Origin of the sequence: Marichromatium sp. AB31 (assembly GCF_003718685.1) — a bacterium.
GTDB lineage: Bacteria > Pseudomonadota > Gammaproteobacteria > Chromatiales > Chromatiaceae > Marichromatium > Marichromatium gracile.
The window spans coordinates 160679-179085 of record NZ_RHFI01000003.1 but is presented as its reverse complement, the minus strand read 5'-3'; the positions used below and the strand labels follow the sequence as shown (position 1 = coordinate 179085).

The window sequence follows — 18407 nt, the reverse complement described above, 5'->3', positions numbered from 1 at the left end:
GGGGCCCGGGAGACACGCCGGCGAGGCGCCGGATCCCGCCGTGGGCGACAAGGATAGCATCTCGCGCCCGGGCCCAACGAGCCGGGCCGAGACAACGATCATCGGGGCAGCCACCATGCAGGCCAAGACAGCCTTCGTCACACGACTGGAGCAGATACTGTGGAGCGAGCGCGGCACGCGTCCACGCTGGCAGCGACCGCTGATCGGCTTGGCGCGGCTGCTCCACGCCCTCGCGCGCGATCTCACCGAGGGCAACCTCAGGCTCCACGCCATGGGACTGGTCTACACCACCCTGCTCTCGCTGGTGCCGCTGCTGGCGGTGAGCTTCTCGGTGCTCAAGGGCTTCGGCGTCCACAACCAGCTCGAACCACTGCTGCAGAATGCCCTGGCGCCACTCGGCGAGTCGGGCCAGGAGATCAACACCCGGCTGATCGAGTTCGTCGACCGGATGCAGGTCGGGGTGCTCGGATCGGTCGGTCTGGCGCTGCTGCTCTATACCGTGATCTCGTTGATCCAGAAGATCGAGCAGGCGTTCAACTACACCTGGCGGGTCGAGCGACCGCGCCCCTTCGCCCAGCGCTTCACCCAGTACATGAGCGTGCTGCTGGTCGGACCGGTGCTGTTCTTCTCCGCGCTCGGGCTCTCGGCCTCGCTCGGCGACAATGTCTATGTGCGCTCGCTGATGGCGGTCGCCCCGCTCGGGCTGCTGCTCGAACTGGCGCGCGTACTCGCGCCCTATCTGCTGATCTCGCTGACCTTCGCCTTCTTCTACATGTTCGTGCCCAACGCCCGGGTGCGCATCGTCTCGGCGCTGGTCGGGGCGCTGGCCGCGGGCCTGCTGTGGGAGGCGGCCGGGGCGCTGTTCTCGACCTTCATCGGCGGCTCCACCCGCTATACCGCGATCTACTCCAGCCTGGCGATCCTCATCCTGCTGATGATCTGGATCTATGTCGCCTGGCTGATCCTGCTGGTCGGCGCGAGCATCGCCTTCTACCACCAGCACCCGCACTATCTCGACGGTCGCACCCGCGAGCCGCGACTGAGCAACCGGCTGCGCGAGCGCCTGCCCCTGCAGTTGGCCGCGCGCATCGCCCGCGCCCACCACCGCGGCCAGACCGCGCCGAGCCAGGTCGAATTGGCCGCCGAACTGGGGGTGGCCGAGGGCGTGCTCGAACAGCCGCTGCGGCTGCTCGAGTCACGCGAGGTGGTGCTCGCCACCGCCACCGAACCGGTCGGCTACGTCCCCGCGCAGGACCCCGGGCGCATCACCATCGCCTGGCTGCTGGCGCGGATCCGCAGCTTCGAGGAAGAGGAGGACGGCTATCGGCCGCGCCCGCCCGAGGCGGCGCTCGGCACGCTCGAGGCACGCCTCGAGGAGAGTCGCGAGGCGGTGCTCGGCACCCTCACCCTGGCCGCGCTCGCCACGGCGGACGGCGACGACAGAGACGACAGCGAGGACGGCGAGGACTGCAACAAGACTGCCGCCTGAGCCAGCGGCTCAGAGCCTCACCTCCAGCGTCTCGGCGAGCCGGTGCACCGCCGTCTCGCCGCCACGGAAGTCGAAGTGCTCGACCGCCTCGCGCAGCGTCTCCACCGCAGACGGCCCGAGCAGGCCCTCGAGATCGGCGAGCAACGGCTTGATCGCCGCCGGACTGTCGCTGTCGAGGGCCGCAAGCAGCTCGCCGAGCAACGCCCGCGCCCGTTCTGGATCCACTCCCGCGGCGACTACGGTCGCCGGCGGCGTCTCGGCACCTGCCGGAGCGAAGCGCTCGATGCTGGCAAGGGCCTGATCGAGCGCCCGCTGCAGCCGCGCGCGCGCCTCCTCGGTGTCATCCCGACCCTGGCGCTGGAGCTGGTTGAGCGCCATGGCCGCCTCGGCCACATCGGTCAGTCCGAGATTGCCCGCAGCACCCTTGAGCTTATGGGTCAGGCGCTCGCCCGACTCGATATCGACCGCACCGAGCAGCCTGGCATCCTCGCCATGATCGCGCACGAACTGGCGCAGATAACGCCGATAGCGCTTGGCATCACGCCACAGCGCCAGGCCGCGCTCGACATCCAGGCCGGGGTAGTGCGGCGCGGGCGCGGGCTGGCGGCGTCCCGCCCGCGCGGCAACCCGGCGCCTGGTCAGGCGCGCGATCAGCGCCACCACCTCGTCGACGTCGAACGGCTTGCCGACGAAGGCGCACATGCCGGCATCGAGCGCCGCCTGGCGCTCGCTCTCGAGCACCCCGGCGCTGACCGCCACCACCGGGACCCGCTCGAGCGCCGGGTTGGCGCGGATCTGTCGCGTCGCCTCGTAACCGTCGAGGACCGGCATCTGGATGTCCATCAGCACCAGATCGACACTATCGGGATGGGCGTTGAGCCAGTCGACCGCCTCGCGTCCGTTGTCGGCCAGCACCACCTCGGCGCCGACGTCAGCGAGAATGGTCCGGGCCAGATCGCGATTGATCTCGCTGTCGTCGACCACCATGACCTGCAGTCCGGCGAGGCTCAGCGCCTCGCGACCGACCTCGTCCGACCGGGATGCGTCATCACCGACCTCCTGCGGGGCAAGGACCTCGAACCCCAGGGTGAACCAGAAGCGGCTCCCCTGCCCCGGCGCGCTCTCGACGCCGATGCGCCCGCCCATCTCCTCGACCAGCCGCTGACAGATTGCCAGCCCCAGCCCGGTGCCTCCGAAGCGTCGGGTGGAGGAGACATCGACCTGGGTGAAGGGCGAGAAGATGTCGCGCTGCTGGGACGGCGCGATGCCGATGCCGGTATCGGTCACCGAGAAGCGCAGCCATACCTGTCGCGCCTCGGCCTCGCGCAGTCGCTCCACGGCCACCGTCACCTCGCCACGCTCGGTGAACTTGAGCGCGTTGCCGATCAGGTTGACCAGCACCTGTTCGATCCGCAGCGGGTCTCCACGCAGCCGCTCGCATCCTTCCGGGACCGGCAGCAGCTGCAGGTTCAGGCGCTTCTCCGCGGCCTCGAGCGCCATCAGCTCGCGAACCTCGTCGAGCAGCTCGGCCAGGTCGAAGGGGCGATCGAGGATCTCCACCCCGCCGGCCTCGATACGCGAGAAGTTGAGGATGTCGTCGATGATCCCCTGCAGGGTGCGTCCCGCCGTCTGGATACGCCCGACCAGCACGCCGGCACGGTCGGGCAGGGTCATCTTGCCGAGCAGATAGCTGAACCCGAGGATGGCGTTCATCGGGGTGCGGATCTCGTGGCTCATGTTGGCGAGGAAGTCGGCCTTGGCCCGTGTCGCCATCTCGGCCGCCTCGGCACGCTGCTCGAGCGCCTGATTGAGTCGCTCGATACGAAACTGCGAGCGGGTGATCAGCACACACAACAGCGCCGCCACCAGCGCCATCACCACGCTGACACCCGCCACCGAGGCGATGACGCGACCATACATCGCCGCCAGCTGCTGCGGTTCGAGACGCGCCAGGACCGTCCAGCGATGATCCTGCGGCCCCACCACCAAGGGTGCCGGCTCGGAGGAGCCCGGCGGCAGGCTGCTCGCCACCTCCTGCAACGGCACCACGGTCTCCCAGGTCCACAGACCGCTCTCGTCCTGACGCTGGCCACTCGGCGCGGCCTGGATCGCCGCCCAGAGCTCGGGATAGCGCGCCCCCAGGCTGACCTGGGTCCCGAGCGCGAAGCCCCATTCGTCGGCGGGATCCTGGCTGCGCAGCCAGGCGCCATCTTGATCGACCACCATCAGCCGCGCACCATCGTCACCGACGGCGGCCACCACGGCATCGAGCAACGGCGCGCCGAGATAGTTGGCGATCAGGATGCCGTGGCGCTCACCAGCATCGCTGAACACCGGCAGCGCCACCCGATAGACCGGCTTGAGCGGTCGCTCGATGATGCCGTGCTCGATGTTGAGGTCCAGCCGCGAGACATGGACCCCCCCTGGAGGCAGCGCGCTGGCGACCTGGAAATAGCGGCGTCCCGACTTGTCCTGCAGACGCGACGCCGCGACCTGCCGAGGCTGTCCGTCGACCCAGTCGACCCGCATCCGCTCGCGACCATCGCTGCCGATCCAGCGCAGCTGGTCGAACTTGGGGTTGGCGATCATGTAGAGGGAGAACTGTCGCGCCAGCCGGGGCATGGCGTCGGCGCGCCGCCCGGCCACCGCGTCGCGCAACGCCGGCAGACGGATCAGATACTCGACGTCGCTGATCGCATCGCGCAGATGCTGACGGGCCAGCTGCGCGGCGCGCGTGACCATCTCGCCATCGGCAACGGCCTTCACCGCGTGGGCGTGACGGATCTCGGCGGCGACGAAGAAGGCGACCCCGGCACCGATCAGCGCCAGTGCACCGAGATAGAGGACGAAGAAATTGCGCAGGGCGTTGCTCGCCAAGGTCTCGCATCTCCCGGATGCCGATGGACAAGGGCGGACGCCAGAACCTTGGGAGCGACGAGCGCCCGTTGCAGGCAAGTTATCACTCCCGTCCCCGTGCGCCCAGTCACCCACCGCCGAGCGGCGTCACGACTCAGCCGCCGCGATAGCGCGCCTCGGCATCCTCGACCCGTCCGGTGAGAAAGGAGCCGGCCGGATCGACCCGGGCCGCGCCCGCGACCATCGCGGTACGCCCGAGCAGCATGCGAAACAGCATCGACTCACGGTTGGTCAGGGTGAGCTCGATCGGCCACTCCCGCCCCGCGACCCGCAGCGGGGTCTGGATGACGTAACGCTCCTCGCGATGTCCGCCCGAGTCGCTCACCCGCCGCCGGTCGATCACCTCGGCCTCGGCATGGATCACCAGATCGGCGCACTGCTTCAACGGATGGACGCCGAAGCGCACATAGCGGTTGCCGCCACGACTGAAGGGGTCGACATAGAAGGCGTGCAGCGCCGAGGTCCGCGCGCCGGTATCGATCTTTGCCTTGATCAGCGGCAACCCGAGCTCGGGCAGCGCCAGCCACTCGCGCCAGCCCAGCAACAGCGGCGCGGATTCGGAAGGACTATGCATCATTTCAGGTCCATGGCCCCGGGCGGGGCAGGGTTCAGGGTCCCGACGATGCGTCCCGGACGCTCGCCGGCCACTCCGGCAACGCCTCCGCGGGAGGCGTCTCGCCGGTCTTGCGCAACAATGCCACCGCGGTCTCGACCGGGTCGCGATCGATCACTCCATCGCGGATCGCCAGGTGCGGATGCAACGAGAAGCTGGGGGCCGCGGCCACCGCCGTCAGCCAGCCCTCGCGCGCCGCCGACTCGACCCATGGCCGCGGCAGATAGGCCGAGCCACCGATCTCGCGCAACAGATCGAGCGCCGCCCGTCCCTGATCGACTCGCATCCGGCAGGCCAGATCGACGGCCAGACGCTCGGCGTGCATGGTCAGGAAGCGTGTCCCCCAATCGACCAGGATATAGCCCTCGCCGAGCGCCCGCTCCAGCCCGATGTCGGATTCGCTGCTGGCCAGCACCAGCTCGACGCGCGCCAGCGGCTCGCTCGGACAGCAGCGCGACTCGACCGGCTCGCCGAGCAGCGCGAGGTCCAGGGAGCCATCGGCCAGACGCTGTAGCAGCGTCGCCGCCGACAGCAGCTCCAGGCGCAGCTCCACCCAGGGCTGCGCCCGGCGCAGCACGGCAACCCGCTCGCGCACCCCGAGCGACCACAGATCCGGGATGCAGCCGAGCGCGAGGGTGTGACGCTGCTCGCCGACGAGCTCGGCGCGCGCCCGCGCCCAGCTGCGCACGATGCGCTCGGCGTGCTGCAACAACCGCTGCCCCGGCTCGGTGAGGCGGATATCGCCGCGTCGGCGTTCGAACAACACCACCCCGAGCACCGATTCGAGCAGCTTGACCCGCGCGCTCACCGCCGATTGACTGACGCAGAGCGCACTGGCGGCGCGACCGAAATGACGATGACGGGCGACCTCGATGAAGGTCTTGAGCAGGGCGATATCCAAGGGTTCGACTCGATAGCAGCGACACGATCGACGCCGGCGCAACCGAGGCCGACGCGGCATTCGGGAGGATTGAACCGCAAAGCCGCGCGGGACGCCAGCTACCAGCTACCAGCTACCAGCTACCAGCTACCAGCTACCAGCTACCAGCTACCAGGGGATTGAACCGCGAAGGCGCGAAGGGCGCAAAGGGGCTCAAGTTGTAAGCGACCAGTCTCCAGCAGCCAGTGGGAGTGCGCCCTCGACGACAGCACTGCCTGCCATCAGCCGTCACGCACGCTCTCGGTGCCAGCACTTGAGGGCAGGCAGCCACTGGCAACTGGCGGCTGATCGCTGGAGGCTCTTCTTCCCTTTGCGCCCTTCGCGCCTCGGCGGTTCGAACCAGCTTCCAGCGATCAGCTTCCAGCCTCCAGTCGGGGAGGCTGGTGTGCATGATCGGCGATTGACGGGCAAGACGGTATCTTGGCGGTTCAATCCCCGGCTGGCGGCTGGGGACCGATGGCTGACCGCTACCCCTCCCCGGTATCCAGCGCGAGGGCCACGGAGTTGATGCAGTAGCGCTCGCCGGTGGGGGCCGGGCCGTCGGGGAAGACGTGGCCGAGGTGGGCGCCGCAGCGTCGGCAGTGGACCTCGGTGCGTTCCATGCCGTGACTGTGGTCGGCGGCGCGCGCCACCGTCCCCGGCGCGTGCGGGCTGTGGAAGCTCGGCCAGCCGGTACCGGAGTCGAACTTGGCCGCGGCGTCGAACAGCGGCTCGCCGCAACACACGCAGCGAAACAGCCCCGGCCCCTTGTAGTCGTGATAGGCGCCGGTGAAGGCACGCTCGGTGCCCCGCTCACGGCACACCTGATACTGCTCCGGGGTCAGGCGCGCGCGCCATTCCTCATCGCTCAGCTCGATCTCGTCGCTCATCGTCCACCTCCGATTTCTGCCGCTGTCACTGGGGTGCGAGTGGTCGCGCCGGGCCGTCTTGAGCGCCCTGGGGACGCCCCGTATACTCCGGAAGCTCCCGACAGCGACCAGTCGCGGCAGATCCATCGCCCGCGCCCCGGCGCTCGCCATCAAAACGAACGACACCGGAACGCAGACCATGATCCACTCCTTCAATCCCCCTGCACGCACCTTGATGGGGCCGGGACCGGCCGATGTCCACCCGCGCGTGCTCGCCGCCCTCGCCCGTCCCACCATCGGTCATCTCGACCCGGCCTTCGTCGCCATGATGGACGAGCTCAAGACCCTGCTGCGCGGCGCCTTCCGCACCGACAACGCGCTGACCATGCCGGTCTCGGCCCCCGGATCGGCGGGGATGGAGATCTGCTTCGTCAACCTGGTCGAGCCGGGCGACACCGTAGTGGTGTGCATCAACGGGGTGTTCGGCACGCGGATGAAGGAGAACGTCGAGCGCGCCGGCGCCACCGCGGTGGTGGTCGAGGGCACCTGGGGGCGCGCCGTCGACCCCGAGCAGGTCGAGCGCACCCTCGCCGCCCATCCCGAGGCGCGCATCCTCGCCTTCGTCCATGCCGAGACCAGCACCGGCGCCTGCTCCGATGCCCAGGCGCTGGCCGAGATCGCGCGCCGTCACGACTGCCTGACCATCTGCGACGCGGTCACCTCGCTCGGCGGCAGCCCGTTGGAGGTCGACGCCTGGGGGCTCGACGCGGTCTACTCGGGCTCGCAGAAGTGTCTCAGCTGCACCCCGGGGCTGGCCCCGGTGACCTTCAGCGAGCGCGCGCTCGACAAGGTCCGCGCCCGCACCACCAAGGTCAACAGCTGGTTCCTCGACCTCAACCTGATCATGGGCTACTGGAGCGGCGAGCAGAAGCGCAGCTACCACCACACCGCCCCGGTCAACGCCCTCTACGCCCTGCACGAGTCGCTGGTGATGCTCGCCGAGGAGGGCATCGAACAGGCCTGGGCGCGGCACGCCCATCACCACCAGGCACTGCGCGCCGGGCTCGAGGCCCTGGGGCTGGAGCTGATCGTGCCCGAGGCCGAGCGCCTGCCACAGCTCAACGCCGTAGCGGTGCCGGCCGGGATCGACGAGGCCGAGGTCCGCACCCGGCTGCTCGCGCGCTACAACCTCGAACTCGGCGCCGGGCTCGGCAGCCTCGCCGGCAAGGTGTGGCGCATCGGGCTGATGGGCTACAGCAGCCGTCCCGAGAACATCCTGCTCTGTCTCGGCGCGCTCGGCACCGAACTCGGCGCGCTCGGCCACCAGACCGACACCGGCGCGGCGCTCGCCGCCGCGCGCGCGGCGCTGGGGACGGACTGAGGAGGGGATCGCGGTGCTGCTCGCCAATCGCCGCCCGCTGGCGGCACGCCTGATCCTGATGCTGCTCGCCATGGCGATACTGGTGCTCGGCTACCAGTGGGGGAACCAGTACCAGCGCCGTCATGCCGAGCCGACGACGATCAGCGGGGTGCTGCTGCGCCCGCCGCTGGCGGCCCCCGAGTTCGCCCTGGAGGACGCCCTCGGGCGTCCCTTCGACCGCGCCCGACTCGGCGCCGACTGGACCCTGCTCGCCTTCGGCGACCTCGCCGACGCCTCCGGTCAGCGCGCGCTACAGCGCCTGATCGAGACCCGCAACCGGCTCGCCGACCGGCCCGCGATCGCCGGGGCGCTGCGCCTGGTGCTGGTCGACGGCGGCGCCGACCAGGCCCGGGCGCGCGACTTCAGCCGGCTCTCGCCGGCGCTCGACATCGTCTCGGGCGCGCCCGAGGCGCGCGCGCCGCTCGCCGCGCTGGGCGACGACACGGACGCCGGATCGGCCCCGATCCTGGTATTCGCGCCGGGTGCGCAGCTGCTGGCGATCCTCCCCGGCACCGCCGCCGGTGCCACCCTGGCCGCCGATCTGGCGGCGCTTCACGCCGCCGCGCCGGCGTTGCTCGCGGAGACCCCATGACCCGATCCGACTGGGGCGAACGGCTGTTCGTCGCCCTGCAGTACCTGTTGCCACAGCGTCTGCTCTCCGAGCTGATGCACCGTCTCTCACGACTGCGCTGGCGCCCGTTGAAGCGCCTGCTGATCCACGGCTTCGCCCGCCAGTACGGCATCGACATGCAGCAGGCCGCCGAGCCCGACCTCGACGCCTATCCCCACTTCAACGCCTTCTTCACCCGCGCGCTGCGCGCCGAGGCGCGCCCGCTCGACCCCGATCCGCGCGCCCTGCTCTGCCCGGTCGACGGCGCGATCAGCCAGATCGGACGCATCGAGAACGGACGGCTGATCCAGGCCAAGGGCCAGGACTACGCCGTCGACACCCTGCTCGGGCTCGATCCCGGCGCATCGCACCCGTTCGAGGGCGGGCACTTCGTCACCATCTATCTCTCGCCGCGCGACTATCACCGCATCCACATGCCGCTGGCCGGGCGGCTGCTGGAGATGACCCATGTCCCGGGCGCGCTGTTCAGCGTCAACGCCGCCACCGCCAACCGGGTGCCGGGGCTGTTCGCCCGCAACGAGCGTCTGGTGACCCGCTTCGAGACCGCGGCCGGCGAGCTGGCGCAGGTGCTGGTGGGGGCGATCTTCGTCGGTGGCATCGAGACGGTGTGGTCCGGGGTGGTGACGCCGCCGCACCGGCTCGGCCCACCCAACCGTCAGGACTATCGCGAGGCCGCGCCGGTAGAACTCGCGCGCGGCGCCGAGATGGGCCGCTTCAACCTCGGCTCGACCGTGGTGGTGCTGCTGCCGCGCGGGCGCGTCGACTGGGAGACCGGGCTTGCCCCGGGACAGACGGTGCGCCTCGGCCAGCGCCTCGGCACCCTCGCCGACTAGACCCGTTCAGCCACGCCCGCCGTGCCGCGCGCGCGCGGCACGGTCGAGTGCGGCGAGGCGTTCGAGCTTCTCGCGGATACGGATCTCCAGCCCACGCTCGACCGGCGCGTAATAGCGCCGCTCGCCCAGCTCGTCGGGGAAGTAGCGCTCGTCGGCGGCATAGCCCTCGGGCTCGTCGTGGGCATAGCGATAGCGCCGACCGTGACCGAGTTCCTTCATCAGCCGCGTCGGCGCATTGCGCAGATGCAGCGGCACCCCCAGCGAGCCCGAGGCGCGGGCATCGGCCTGAGCGGCCTTCCAGGCGGTGTAGACGGCATTGCTCTTGGCCGCGCAGGCGAGATAGACGGTCGCCTGTGCCAGCGCCAGCTCGCCCTCGGGCGAACCGAGCCGCGCCTGCGCCTCCCAGGCGTTGAGCGCCAGATCGAGCGCGCGCGGGTCGGCGTTGCCGATGTCCTCGCTGGCGATACGCACCAGGCGGCGCGCCAGATAGAGCGGGTCGCAGCCGCCGTCGAGCATCCGCGCCAGCCAGTAGAGCGCGGCATCCGGCGCCGAGCCGCGCACCGACTTGTGCAGCGCCGAGATCTGGTCGTAGAAGTCGTCGCCGCCGCGATCGAAGCGGCGCAGCGAGGCGCTGGCCACCGCCGCCACCGTCTCGCGCCCGATCACCGCGCCCGTATCGACCGCCGCGGCGGCCAGCTCCAGCAGGTTGAGCGCGCTGCGCGCATCGCCGTCGGCGCCCTCGGCGATCAACCGCGCCGCCTCGGGGTCGAGCGCGAGACGGCGCGCGGCCAGCCCGCCGCGCGGGTCATGCAGCGCGCGTTCGAGCACCGCGACCAGATCATCGCTACCGAGTGACTGCAGCACATAGACCCGGGCGCGCGAGAGCAGCGCGTTGTTGAGCGCGAACGAGGGGTTCTCGGTGGTGGCGCCGATGAAGGTCAGGGTGCCGTCCTCGACGTGCGGCAGGAAGGCATCCTGCTGGGCCTTGTTGAAGCGGTGCACCTCGTCGATGAACAACAGGCTGGCGCTGCCGTCGGCGGCCAGCCGCGCCTGGGCGCGGGCGACCGCCTCGCGGATCTCCTTGACCCCGGCGAGCACCGCCGAGAGGGTGATCAGCTCGGCCTCGGCGCGCGCGGCGATCAGCCGCGCCAGGGTGGTCTTGCCGGTGCCGGGCGGTCCCCAGAGGATCATCGAATGGGCATGCCCCGACTCGAGCGCGCGACGCAGCGGCTTGTCGGGACCGAGCAGGTGCGACTGCCCGCGGAAATCCTCGAGAGAGGCCGGGCGCAGCCGCTCGGCGAGTGGGGTCTGGGGGTTATCGCGGGTCGCGGGCATGGCTCAGTCGAAGGAGAGGAAGTCGTCGACCGCGCTGCGATCGATCTCGAACAGGTCGGGTTCGAGCGCGAGGTTGCGGGTCGCTGCGCTGAAGTCGAGCCGGGTGTTCTGACCGAAGCCGTCCTCCATGATCAGGCTCTCGAGGCCATCGCTGCCGAAGCCGAGCTCGATGCGCTCGACCTCGGCGTCGGCGTCGAGCGGACGCAGCGCCACCCAGGCGCGCCCATCCGTGCTCGGCAGCTCGCTGACGGCGAAGTGCTCGGTGATCGGCGCGCCGCTGGCGAGCAGCAGCGCCGGGGTGCCGCGCAGCGCCCGCTCCTGGCTCTGGTGGGTGACCTGCTCGAGTTCCAGGTCGTGGACATAGACGCGCTTGCCGTCGGCGATGATCACCTGCGCCACCGGGTCGTCGTATTCCCAGCGAAAGCGACCCGGGCGCTGCAGATAGAAGCGTCCGTGCGATTCGGTCATCTGGGTGCGCGCGGCATTGAAGGTGTACTGCACGAAGTCCGCGCGCAGGCTGTCGAGACCGGCGAGATAGCGCTCGAGACGCTGCGCGCCCTCCCCGGCGAACGCCGCGACGGGCAACAGCAAGGCGAGCAGGACGGCGCCGAGGGCGCGGGCGGACAGGGTCGCTCGAATCACGCGATCACTCCTCCTGTGGCGGCGGGACCAGGACCTCGCGGTTGCCGTTGGTCTCGGCCGGGCTGACGATGCCGATACGCTCCATCTCCTCGATCAGGCGCGCGGCGCGGTTGTAACCGATCTTGAGCCGGCGCTGCACCCCGGAGATGGAGGCGCGACGGGTCTCGACGACGATCTGCACCGCCTCGTCGAACAGCGGGTCGGTGTCCTCGGTGTCGCCGCCGCGCGGCTCGGGGTCGATCCCCGGCAGCGACTCGGTCGGCTCGCGCAACACGTCGTCGATATAGTCCGGACCACCGAACTGCTTGAGATGTTCCACCACCGCGTGCACCTCGTGATCGTCGACGAAGGCGCCGTGCACGCGATTGGGGAGGTTGCCGCCGGGTGGCAGATAGAGCATGTCGCCGTGCCCGAGCAGCTGTTCGGCGCCCTGCTGATCGAGGATGGTGCGCGAGTCGATCCGCGAGGACACCTGGAAGGCCATGCGGGTGGGGATGTTGGCCTTGATCAACCCGGTGAGCACGTCGACCGAGGGGCGCTGGGTGGCCAGCAGCAGATGGATGCCCGAGGCGCGCGCCTTCTGCGCCAGGCGCGCGATCAGCTCCTCGACCTTCTTGCCGACCACCATCATCATGTCGGCCAGCTCGTCGATGATGACCACGATATAGGGCAGGTGCTCGAGCGCCGGTGCGGCGCCGAGCGCGGGGTCGTGGAGCGGATCGGCGATCGGGGTGCCGGCGGCCTCGGCCTCGGCGATGCGCTTGTTGTAGCCGGCGATGTTGCGCACCCCGAGCTTGGCCATCAGCCGGTAGCGTCGCTCCATCTCGCCGACGCACCAGCGCAACGCGTTGGCCGCCTCCTTCATGTCGGTGACCACCGGGGTGAGCAGGTGCGGGATACCCTCGTAGACCGAGAGTTCCAGCATCTTCGGGTCGACCATGATCAACCGCACGTCCTTGGGGTCGGCCTTGTAGAGCAGACTGAGGATCATCGCGTTGATCGCCACCGACTTGCCCGAGCCGGTGGTGCCGGCAATCAGCGCATGGGGCATGCGCGCCAGATCGGCAACCACCGGCTGGCCGGCGATGTTGGTGCCCAGCCCCAGGGTGAGCACCGAGCGCGCCTCCTGATAGGCGTCCGAGCCGAGCGTCTGGCGCAGGAACACGATCTCGCGCTGCTCGTTGGGGATCTCGATGCCGATCAGCGACTTGCCCGGGATCACCTCGACCACGCGCACGCTGATCGTCGACAGCGCGCGGGCCAGATCCTTGGCCAGGCCGGTAATCTTGCTGACCTTGGTACCGGGGGCGAGGTCGATCTCGAAGAGGGTGACCACGGGACCGGGATAGACCTCCTCGACCCGCGCCTCGACGCCGAAGTCGGCCAGGCGCAGCTCGACCTGACGCGACAGCTCCTCGAGCTGCTCGGCGCTATAGCCGCGACCGCTCTTGGTCGGCGCGTCGAGCAGCGAGAGCGGCGGACGCATGCCCTCGGCGGGGATGTCGCGCACCGCGACCGGCACCTGGGCCGGCGGCTCGGGTTCGGGCGCGGGCGCAGAGACCGGTGCTGGCGGCGGCGCGGGTCGCGCAGCGCGTGGCGGCACCGCACTCGGCTCGGGAGCGGGAGCAGGAGCGACCGGGCGGCGCGGCGGCGCCGGCTCTGGAGGAGGCGCCGGTTCGGGCTCGGGCTCGGGCAGTGGATCGGTCATGGTCGCGCGCACCGCCTCCGGGAACCCGTTGGGGCGAGCGCGCGAGCGACGCCGGGCCTTCGCGCGGGGCGCTGGGCGCGGGGCGGGCGCAGGCTCGGGGTCGCCGGCGAACTCATCGGGGTCGATCAGGTTGAGCGCGCGCGGCAGCCCCTCGGGACTGAGCTCGGGACCTTCGCGCAACTGCTTCAGACGCCCCCGCGAGTCCTCGAGCAGACCACGCGCGGCACGCAGCGCCTGCAGCGCCGTGGCCCCGGTGGCATCGAGCAGTCTCACCCAGGAGATCCCCCAAAACAGGCTGAGTCCGATCAGCAGGGTGCCGACCAGCAAGAGGTCGGTCCCGGGGACGTTGAAGGCACCGAGCATGGCCGAGCTGAGGCTGCTGCCGAGCGCCCCCCCGGCGCCGTTCTGCAGCACCCCGCCGAGGGTCGAGAAGTGGATCGAGGCGATGCCGCAACCGGCCACCAGGGTCAGCGCAAAACCGATCCAGCGCAGCGACAGCACCCAGGGGCGCAGCACCACCGCCTCGCCGCGACCACGGAACACCACCCAGGCGCTCCAGCCGACCAGCACCGGGATCAGGTAGGCGAAGAAACCGAACAGATAGAGGGCGCCGTCGGCGAACCAGGCCCCGGTGCGACCACCGGCGTTGCTCACCCGCTCACCATCGCCGACATAGGACCAGCCGGGGTCCTGGGGTGAATAGGTCGCCAGCGCGAGCAACAGATAGAGCGCCAGGCACATCAGTGCCCACATCGCCCCCTCGCGCAGGATGCGCTCGACATAGTCGCTCAGTGTCAATTGCCCACGGCGGGTAGCCTGTGCCATGAATCCCTCCAAAAATTACTCGCGCTATTATAACCTTACCAAAGGTTATTAGTGCGATTTATCCGGGACTCTGGCACACCGTCGCAGGGCTCAGAGCACCTTGCTGACGAGCTTCACCGACATGTCCTGGGGATCGTTGACGATACGGAAGCCGAGCGACTTGACCAGCGCCAGCATGCGGTTGTTGGCCGAGAGCACCTCGCCGTCCATCACCCGGAAGCCGCGCCGGCGCGCGTTCTGCATCAGCGAGCGCATCAGCCGTGCGCCGATGCCCATGTTGCGCCACTGGTCGGAGACCACGATGGCGAACTCGCAGGCCTCGCCGCCCGGGCGCGTCATGTAGCGCGCCACCCCGACCTGCACCTCCTTGCCCTCGTGCTCGAGCACCCCGATCAGCGCGATCTCGCGGTCGTAGTCGATCTGGGTGAAGCGCACCAGCATCTCCGGGGTCAGCTCCTTGATCGCCTGCATGAAGCGGAAGTACTTGGTCTGCTCGGAGAGTCCGCGGACGAAGTCCTGCTCCATCTCGGCATCCTCCGGACGGATCGGGCGGATCACCAGATCGCGCCCGTCGGGCAGCTGTACCCGCTCGATGAGGTGACTCGGATAGGGATAGATCGCCATGTGGCCGTAGATGCGCTGCTGCGGCGGGCGGTAGTCGACATGGATCGAGGCGTCGACCGCGATCACCTCCTTGTCGTTGCCGATCAACGGGTTGATCCGCAGACCGATGACCTCGGGCAGCTCGCAGACCATCTCCGAGACGCGTTGCAGGATCCTCGCCAGCGCCACCCGATTCATCGGCGGCATGTGCTGGAAGCTGCCCATCAGCCGCGCGATGCGGGTGTGGTCGATCATCGTCTGGATGATGAAGGCGTTGAGCGGCGGCAGGCCCAGGGCACGATCCTCGATCACCTCGATCTTGGTGCCGCCGGCGCCGAAGCAGATCACCGGGCCGAAGATCTTGTCGCGGAAGACCTCGATCATCAGCTCGCGCGCGGCGCGGCTCGAGACCATATGCTCGACCGTCACCCCCTCGAGCCGGGCGTCCGGGCGCAGCCGCCGGGCGCGCTCGACGATCTCGGTGAAGGTGCGGCGCACCGACTGGGCGTCGGCGATGTTGAGCTTGACCCCGTCGACCGCGGACTTGTGTTCCAGGTCGGGGGAGTTGACCTTCATCACCACCGGGAAGCCGAGCGCCTCGGCCGCCATCAACGCCTCGTTGGGGGTGCGCGCCATCACCGCCTGCATGGTGGGGATGCGGAAGGCCGAGAGGATCGCCTTGGCCTCGACGGTGCCGAGTACCTTGCGCCCCTCGGCCATCACCCCCTCGATGATCAGTCGCGCGCCCTCGATGTCGGGCGGGTTCTCGAAGGCCAGCGGCGCCGGCGACTGCATCAGCAGCTTCTGGTTGCGCTGGTGCACGGCGAGGAAGGCGAAGGCCGAGGCGGCGACCTCGGGGTTGTCGAAGTGCGGCACCCCGTTCTCGGCGAGCAGCGTCTGCGCATCGACCACGTACTGCCCGCCCATCCAGCAGGCGAGCACCGGCTTGCGACTGCCCTTGGCCGCATCGATCACCTCCTTGGCGGTGGCCACCGGATCGCCGAACACCAGCGGCGCGAGGATGCAGAGCACGCCGTCGACCTCGGGGTCGGCGAGGCAGGCGTCGAGCGCGGCACGATAGCGCTCCGGGTTGGCATCCCCGATGATGTCGATGGGGTTGCCGTGCGACCAGTAGTCCGGCAACACCCGCTCGAGCACCTGACGGGTGGAGTCGCTCAACTGCGCCAGGGTCAGGCCCAGCTCGACGGTGCGATCGGCGGCGAGCACGCCGGGACCGCCGCCATTGGTGATGATGGCGATGCGGTCGCCGGCAAGCCGACGGCGGGCGCCGAACACCTGGGCGGCGGCGAACAGCTGGTCGAGGTCGTCGACCTGCACCACGCCGGCGCGATCGGTCACCGCACGGAACACCTCCGCCGAGCCGACGAAGCCGCCGGTGTGCGACTTCACCGCCCGCGAGCCGGCCGGATGCCGCCCGGCCTTGACGATCACCACCGGCTTGAGCCGCGCCGCGGCGCGCAGCCCGCTGATGAAGTGGCGCGCGTTGCGGATGCCCTCGACATAGAGCAGGATGCACTGGGTCTGGCTGTCGAGGGCGAGATAGTCGAGGATGTCGCCGAAGTCGACATCGGCCGCCGCACCGAGCGAGACCACCGCCGAGAAGCCGACCTTGCGCGGCTCCGACCAGTCCATCATCGCGGTGCAGATCGCCCCCGACTGCGACACCAGGGCGACGTTGCCGCTGCGCGGCAACGCCTCGCCGACACTGGCGTTGAGCCCGTGCTGCGGGCGCATCACCCCGAGACAGTTGGGCCCGAGCACGCGGATGCGGTTGCGCCGTGCGGCCTCGACCATGCGCTCCTGGAGCACCTCGCCGCGCTCACCGTGCTCGGCGAATCCGGCCGAGTGCACCACCGCCGCCTTGGCCCCATAGCTGCCGCACTGATCGAGGATCGCCGGCACCCGTTCGGCGGGGATGGCGATCACCGCCAGATCGATGTGCTTGTCGAGCGCCGTCAGGCTCGGATAGCAGGGCTGACCGGCGACCTCCTCGTACTTGGGGTTGATCGCATAGCAGTGGCCCTTGAAGCCACCAGCGAGCAGGTTGCGGAACACCATTCCGCCGATCGAGCCTTCCTCATCGCTCGCACCGAACACCGCCACGGCACTCGGGGTGAAGAGTTGGTCAATGTCGGTCAAGCGCATGGGATCTGCCCTCCGAGGCAGGAAAGGGGTTAAGCTGCATTGAAACCCTCCAAGAGGGACTGATTATCGGCCATCCCGTCACGCCCGGCACGGAAACCGGCCATCGCCTCGGGGCAGCGACGCGCACCCGAGACGCCGGGGATGCTCCGCATTGACCGGGAATCCCCGCCGAGGCGAGGATGGAAGGTCGTGTCGGCGAGCCCGCGCCCAGCGCGTGCGCCGCCCCCCGTGCCAATGATCGCAGCCCGGATGCGTCCGTGTGGACGCCCTGTCGCGAAGAACGAAACCATGCCGGCGGCGCCTCCAGCGGACGCCGTGCTCGACGACCGAGGACCCGACATGAATCTCGCCTTCATCAGCCACCCGTCCTGCATGGAACACCGCATGGGCGAACATCATCCCGAGTGCCCCGAGCGGCTCAACGCGATCGGCGATCGCATGATCGCCTGCGGCATCGAGATGCTGCTGACCCACTACGACGCCCCCGCCGCGAGTCGCGCGCAGCTCGAGATGGTGCACGACCCGGACTATGTCCAGCACATCATCGACACCGCCCCGAGCGACGACTCGGTGGCCTGGGTCGACGGCGGCGACACCGGCATGAACCGCCATACCATGGAGGCGGCGATGCACTCCGCCGGCGCGGTGATCCTCGGCGTCGATCTGGTGATGAGCGACCGTCATCATGCCGCCTTCTGCTCGGTGAGGCCGCCGGGCCACCATGCCGGACGGCGCAGCGGCGGCGGCTTCTGCCTGTTCAACAACGTCGCCATCGGCGCCGCCCACGCCCTCGCCCATCACGGGCTCGAGCGGGTGGCCATCATCGACTTCGACGTCCATCATGGCAACGGCACCGAGGAGATCTTCCGCGGCGACGAGCGGGTGCTGTTCTGTTCGAGCTTCCAGCACCCCTTCTACCCCAACAGCGGCGCCGACACCGACGCACCCAACATCCTCAACCTGCCGCTGCCGCGACTGACCGACGGGGCCGCCTTCAAGACCGCGATCGAGCAGACCTGGCTGCCCCGGCTCGACGACTTCGCGCCCGAGCTGATCATGATCTCGGCGGGATTCGACGGCCATATCGAGGACGACATGGCGCACTTCAACCTGCGCGAGGCCGACTTCGGCTGGCTCACCCGCGAGCTCCATCAGCTCGCGCTGCGCCATGCCGGAGAACGGGTGGTGTCCTGCCTGGAGGGGGGGTATACGCTGTCGGCGCTCGGCCGTTGTGTCAGTACGCATCTCGACGAGCTGATCGGCCACGTCTGAATCGGCGGGGCCGGACCGCCGTGCTGCAACGCAGCATCAGGATAGACGGGCCGGATCAGGGTTGCAATCCTGCCTCTGGGAGACATATTGCCATCGCGACCATGCGCCCGGATATCCCCCTCATGCGGGCCAGGTCCATGCCCGCCCCAGAGATCCGCACGGAGGG

The 18407-nt window shown here is 69.7% G+C and carries 13 protein-coding genes; 5 read left to right on the top strand and 8 right to left on the bottom strand.

Translation table 11 applies throughout. The features are described 5' to 3' along the window. The first annotated feature begins 115 nt into the window (after window positions 1-115). On the top strand, window positions 116-1489 hold the full coding sequence (locus EBL84_RS04550; RefSeq protein ID WP_123139735.1) for a YihY/virulence factor BrkB family protein: 1374 nt from the start codon (window positions 116-118) through the stop codon (window positions 1487-1489). A gap of 9 nt (window positions 1490-1498) precedes the next feature. Here the strand turns inward: EBL84_RS04550 and EBL84_RS04545 are convergent, their stop codons facing one another. The 4 genes from EBL84_RS04545 to msrB form a co-directional block, all read right to left on the bottom strand. After that, window positions 1499-4366, bottom strand: a complete 2868-nt coding sequence (locus EBL84_RS04545; RefSeq protein WP_123139734.1) for an ATP-binding protein — start codon at window positions 4364-4366, stop codon at window positions 1499-1501. Window positions 4367-4499: 133 nt separating this feature from the next. Next, on the bottom strand, window positions 4500-4982 hold the full coding sequence (locus tag EBL84_RS04540; protein ID WP_123139733.1) for an ATP-dependent zinc protease: 483 nt from the start codon (window positions 4980-4982) through the stop codon (window positions 4500-4502). A 31-nt stretch (window positions 4983-5013) separates the two neighbouring features. Further along, window positions 5014-5919, bottom strand: coding sequence for a LysR family transcriptional regulator (locus EBL84_RS04535; protein WP_165913553.1), 906 nt, complete (start codon window positions 5917-5919; stop codon window positions 5014-5016). A gap of 506 nt (window positions 5920-6425) precedes the next feature. After that, window positions 6426-6827 carry a peptide-methionine (R)-S-oxide reductase MsrB gene (gene msrB, locus EBL84_RS04530; protein ID WP_123139731.1) on the bottom strand — a complete coding sequence of 134 codons (402 nt, stop codon included), beginning with the start codon at window positions 6825-6827 and terminating at the stop codon, window positions 6426-6428. A gap of 178 nt (window positions 6828-7005) precedes the next feature. On the opposite strand from msrB, the gene EBL84_RS04525 reads away from it, so the two are divergent. Genes EBL84_RS04525 through asd form a run of 3 tightly spaced genes read left to right on the top strand, consistent with a single transcriptional unit; the run spans window position 7006 to window position 9690 of the window. Continuing rightward, a complete protein-coding gene (locus EBL84_RS04525; protein ID WP_123139730.1) occupies window positions 7006-8187 on the top strand; it encodes an alanine--glyoxylate aminotransferase family protein in 1182 nt (393 codons plus the stop codon). A 13-nt stretch (window positions 8188-8200) separates the two neighbouring features. Continuing rightward, the gene (locus EBL84_RS04520) at window positions 8201-8818 is read left to right on the top strand and encodes a hypothetical protein (RefSeq protein WP_123139729.1); all 618 of its coding nucleotides are present in this window, start codon (window positions 8201-8203) and stop codon (window positions 8816-8818) included. After that, window positions 8815-9690 carry an archaetidylserine decarboxylase gene (asd, locus tag EBL84_RS04515; RefSeq protein WP_123139728.1) on the top strand — a complete coding sequence of 292 codons (876 nt, stop codon included), beginning with the start codon at window positions 8815-8817 and terminating at the stop codon, window positions 9688-9690. Before EBL84_RS04520 ends, asd begins: the two co-directional genes overlap by 4 nt. Window positions 9691-9696: 6 nt before the next feature. Here asd and EBL84_RS04510 read toward each other — a convergent pair whose 3' ends face one another. From EBL84_RS04510 to EBL84_RS04495, 4 genes are all read right to left on the bottom strand, one after another. Then, a complete protein-coding gene (locus tag EBL84_RS04510) occupies window positions 9697-11025 on the bottom strand; it encodes a replication-associated recombination protein A (RefSeq protein WP_123139727.1) in 1329 nt (442 codons plus the stop codon). A gap of 3 nt (window positions 11026-11028) precedes the next feature. Further along, entirely contained in the window at window positions 11029-11667 is a 639-nt protein-coding gene (lolA, locus tag EBL84_RS04505; protein ID WP_123139726.1) for an outer membrane lipoprotein chaperone LolA, read from the bottom strand. Between the two features lie 4 nt (window positions 11668-11671). After that, the gene (locus EBL84_RS04500) at window positions 11672-14200 is read right to left on the bottom strand and encodes a DNA translocase FtsK (protein WP_123139725.1); all 2529 of its coding nucleotides are present in this window, start codon (window positions 14198-14200) and stop codon (window positions 11672-11674) included. Between the two features lie 90 nt (window positions 14201-14290). Next, window positions 14291-16969, bottom strand: a complete 2679-nt coding sequence (locus tag EBL84_RS04495) for a GNAT family N-acetyltransferase (RefSeq protein WP_123139724.1) — start codon at window positions 16967-16969, stop codon at window positions 14291-14293. 339 nt (window positions 16970-17308) lie between these two features. Between EBL84_RS04495 and EBL84_RS04490 the strand changes: the two genes are divergently transcribed. Beyond that, window positions 17309-18241, top strand: coding sequence for a histone deacetylase family protein (locus EBL84_RS04490; RefSeq protein WP_123139723.1), 933 nt, complete (start codon window positions 17309-17311; stop codon window positions 18239-18241). Window positions 18242-18407 lie beyond the last annotated feature (166 nt).